Consider the following 4,394-nt stretch of genomic DNA (forward strand, 5'->3'; position numbering starts at 1 on the left):
AAGCTTTTTCCCGATGGCAGTTTAAATATGCCTAGCGAGGCGACTGCTGAAATATGGAATGAGTGGGAGAATTTTCAGCGCTTAGCACGCAATCTAGAACGCTTAGGGCAGGCCTTGCACGATGGAGCTGCCAACAATCAGAATGTGGAACCAGAAAATGGTATGGGGAATACCATGATGGGTAATTCAAATCATATGTCCGGCCATAGCATGATGGGAGAATCGGGCCCTATGAATGGTCGCATGGGGGAGCAAATGAGAGGCCAGGGAATGATGGGTGCCCAAGGTCAAGCAGCAATGGGAGCGCAACGGGGGCTAGACAACATGAGTGATGAACACCTTGCTTCCAAACCGAGCGCTGGCTTGTTTCGTATGATTGGGCAGAGCTGTGCTTCGTGCCATAAAAAATACCGCATCGAGAAATGACAGGAATGCCTCGCCGCTACTACAGCTTTTGCTTGCTTCTATTGCTTTTAGGGGGGGCGCTTCTATATTGGCTTTGGATGCCCCTGTCTCCAAGTTTTAGTTCAAAAGATATTAATGGAAATACAGCTCGGGGCGCTTACTTGGCGCGAATATCAGGATGTATTGCTTGCCATACTGATATCGACTCCGGCGGTAAATTCTTATCAGGAGGAAAACCTTTAACCACGCCTTTCGGTGATTTTCGTGCGCCAAACCTAACTTCAGACCCGAAACATGGTATTGGGGCGTGGACATTTCAACAATTTTCGACAGCACTAAGAGAAGGTATTTCACCTGAAGGAAAGCCGTATTATCCGGCTTTTCCATACACGTTTTACGAGAAGTTTTCTGATCAAGATGTAGCCGATTTATGGGTAGCGTTTCAAACCGTACCGCCAGTCGCTGAACCAGACCCCGAGCAGTCTATAATGTTTCCATTCAATTTTCGTGAAGGTTTAAAGCTATGGCGAGCCATGTTTTTTAGCCCATCTGCTTCAGTGGCGAATTCAGCGTCAGTCGATCAGCTCAATCGAGGAAAATTCCTGGTTGAGGTAGCCGCACACTGCGGCGCTTGCCATACACCAAGGAATCTTTTTGGCGCTTTGAACAGTCAAGAGACTTTTGCTGGTGGTTATGATGCTAACAACAATAAGGTTCCTGCTATCACGGCGGCTAATCTAAAGGAAAATGGCTGGACTGAGGATGATCTTGCCTACGCCTTACAGACCGGAATCAAACATGATGGCGATGTGTTTGGCGGCAGTATGAGTGAGGTAGTAGAGCATAGCACCGGATACATGAGCTGGAACGACTTAAAGGCTGTCGCACAATATTTATTAACACCTTAGAAGCCTTTGGTGCCTGATAGTACGGAAGACTTCTCCTTGAGGCTGACCCTCTCTTTTGGTATGAATATTATCTCTTACTACGTTTATTTTTAAATATTCCTTCATGAATAATTGATAGTATCGAAATGAATCCGTCATTATAATCCATTGATCCCAAATATCTGGCTCGTTCATGCGCACTATTTTGACAAGCAAAATCTGGCAACTTTTCTTAGCGATTGCATTTCTGACAATGCAGTCTGCTTCGGCGCATATTCATTTGGCATCCAACCATAATCATGACGGGGCGGGCCATTCTCACGCACAAGTAGCACATTCGCACAATGTTGCGTCTCATCATGCTGATGCTTTTGATCAAAATAGTCACACGAACCAGGTCGTCGAGCTAAGCCAAGACTGGATCGTTAAATATGTAAAGTGGCTCAATGACCTAGAGCCTCAAGCAGTCTTAGTCACTAGTTTTTCGTGCGATGAACAGAAAAACGTCACTCAGTTCTATTTTGACAAGTCCTTTGCATATCGCAGCTTCCATTTTCGCTCTAATGTTAAGGCTAGAGCACCGCCAAAATTATTTCCCTCTCTCGTTTAAAACATAAAATTTTACTAGCGTAAGCTAGAACTTATTATTGAGGTAAATAATGTTATCCGTATTTAAAAAATGCCGATGGCCCATCGCCGTTGGTTTCTATTTTATCTGTAGCGTCGTTTTCGGGCATGGCATGTCCGAAGCAGATAAGGCAAAAGCCTTAGAAGCAACTAACTGGGATTTTATTGAGTTAGGCGCAAGCCACATGGTCACCGGTTATGACCATTTACTCTTTCTTTTTGGGGTTGTTTTCTTTCTGACTCGATTTAATGACATTGTTAAGTTTGTCACTGCTTTTACAATTGGTCATTCGATCACGCTGCTTTTTGCAACGCTTTATCAGATCCAAGCAAATTACTATCTTATAGATGCAGTCATTGCGTTGACCGTCATATACAAAGGTTTTGATAATCTGGGTGGGTTTAAGAAGTATTTAAACATCGCTTCTCCGAATCTGCTTTTGATGGTCTTCGTTTTTGGTTTGATTCATGGCTTTGGTCTTTCAACCCGCCTACAAATGCTCCCGTTATCTGAAGAAGGGTTAGTGCTTAAAATTCTTTCGTTCAACTTAGGTGTCGAACTCGGTCAAATTGCCGCATTGACTGTCATGCTTGGTTTATTGGCTATTTGGCGCAAAACCAAGTCATTTAAAAACTTCAGTAATGCAGCGAATGTTTTTCTAATATCGCTTGGTGTTTTGCTGTTGTTGCAGCAATTGCATGGATACTCGCACACCTCCCACCCAGATGATTTCGGCTTTAGCGCCGACAACTATCTACACGAACACGAGAAAATGTCTAGTGACATGGAGAGTGAAATAGAGAGCGAAATGACGAATCAAAGACCGAGAACTTCTCACGACTCAATTGACTAAAACGACAATAATTTAAAGAGGAATATTTATGTTCATGAGTTATAAAGCCCTTACTCATAAAGATTAATAAAAACAATATTTAAAAAAGCCTTGCATAATTAGTTAATGGTCATATATTAGCTGTATAGATGAACAGTATTTGTGTTTTTGTTTCCTGTATTTGAGCAACATCAAAATACAAATAATGATTTATCAAAAGGGGCTTTATGCAAGAACAATCAATCAAAATGTTATTTGATAGTGGTGACGTTAAGTCTGCAACCATTGTCAGAAATGTGATGAGTGAAGGTTGGTGCCTTCAGTTTGGAAGAAAGTCTGGCGAGCCCATTATTTTAGATTCACAAAGAGTCAGTCCAAGAACGTTTAAAACATTAGATTCAGCGTTTTTAGTTGCGCAGAGAATTGGGTTTAGAGAAATAAAGGTCAATGCTGCATGAGACTCATTCAAGCCACAGAAGACTTTAAACTCAACGGCCAACCTTATGCTGAGTTTCCTTTGATTGTTGATAATGAAATGCAGTTAGTTTGGGAGGTTCATCAGTTCCTAGTTTATTACTGTATTACCCGAGGTCGAGTTTCAAGTGTGAAGAGCTGGCTCAGATACGGTCAGGATTTGTACGACTATTTTTCTTACCTTGAAGCAAATGATCTTGATTGGAGAGCAAGTCTAGCCACCTATGAACATTCTGTGATTGGCGCATATCGGGATTGGTCGATTGATCTTGGCCTGAGCCCCAATACGGTCAATGGCAGGTTACGCACTATCATCAAGTTCTATGAGTACGCAAGACGCAGAGAATGGATTGATTCTGTTCCCTACGACATTGAAACTATCATCATATCTAAGCCAAAAGGGTTTCTTGCTCACACAGATACAAGTGGTGGCATAACAAGTTCGCCAAACGTGATGCTGAAAGAAAAAAAGAGTCGCCTAAAGGTACTCTCCAAGCAAGAAATCAAAGCGCTGTTAAAGCGTGAGAGCTTCATGTCTCAACACCTTGTTTATCGCATGGCTCTGCAAACAGGTATGCGTAAAGAAGAGCTGCTAACGTTTCCTGAGAAATTTATCCAAGACCCTGCAATGAAGCGCGGTAGCTCGATTGTCGTCGTTGATCTAAATCCATTGGACATGAAAACCAAAGGCAGTAAGGCTCGGTCCATTCACATCCCTATCGCTTTGTATGAACGACTGTGGCAATACAAACTGCATGATCGGCACGGTCTTTTAGTCGAGAACGGAATTGATGAGCAAGCGCCGTTATTTCTAAATCGCTTTGGTCAGCCCTACTCAATTAAGGGCACGATCCTAAACAAAGAGCTTCAGAGCATAGTGGGTCGCAAAGGTATCACTTTGCATAGTTTGCGACATACCTATGCCACGATGAAGCTATACGGCTTACGAAACAATCCAAATTATCGGGGAAACCCTTTGTCTTATATTCGGGATCGTTTAGGGCACTCTAGCATCAATACGACTGAAGTGTACCTGCATTACCTAGAAGAGCTTGAAGGAGATGTGATGACCTCCTATGACGATGATGTCGATCAGATATGCTCCGGTTTGGAGGTGGCGTAATGGGAACTAAAAAACGTTTTAATGACGCAAAAATTAAAAGTCAGG

The 4,394-nt window shown here is 42.6% G+C and carries 5 protein-coding genes and 1 pseudogene; all 6 read left to right on the forward strand.

Annotated elements, in window-relative coordinates:
- A pseudogene (locus tag A3761_RS17845) lies at window positions 1-426 on the forward strand (cytochrome c); the annotation flags it as partial.
- A complete protein-coding gene (locus A3761_RS17850) occupies window positions 423-1,313 on the forward strand; it encodes a cytochrome c (protein ID WP_231875512.1) in 891 nt (296 codons plus the stop codon). The pseudogene A3761_RS17845 and the gene A3761_RS17850, both read left to right, overlap by 4 nt.
- 172 nt (window positions 1,314-1,485) lie before the next feature.
- Entirely contained in the window at window positions 1,486-1,902 is a 417-nt protein-coding gene (locus A3761_RS17860) for a hypothetical protein (protein ID WP_068513906.1), read from the forward strand.
- A 130-nt stretch (window positions 1,903-2,032) separates the two neighbouring features.
- A complete protein-coding gene (locus tag A3761_RS17865) occupies window positions 2,033-2,773 on the forward strand; it encodes a HupE/UreJ family protein (RefSeq protein WP_068513902.1) in 741 nt (246 codons plus the stop codon).
- 206 nt (window positions 2,774-2,979) lie between these two features.
- A complete protein-coding gene (locus A3761_RS17870) occupies window positions 2,980-3,210 on the forward strand; it encodes a hypothetical protein (RefSeq protein ID WP_068513899.1) in 231 nt (76 codons plus the stop codon).
- Window positions 3,207-4,349, forward strand: coding sequence for a tyrosine-type recombinase/integrase (locus tag A3761_RS17875; RefSeq protein WP_068513895.1), 1,143 nt, complete (start codon window positions 3,207-3,209; stop codon window positions 4,347-4,349). The genes A3761_RS17870 and A3761_RS17875 overlap by 4 nt, the downstream gene beginning before the upstream one ends.
- Window positions 4,350-4,394: the final 45 nt, after the last annotated feature.

Source organism: Oleiphilus sp. HI0123 (assembly GCF_001635315.1).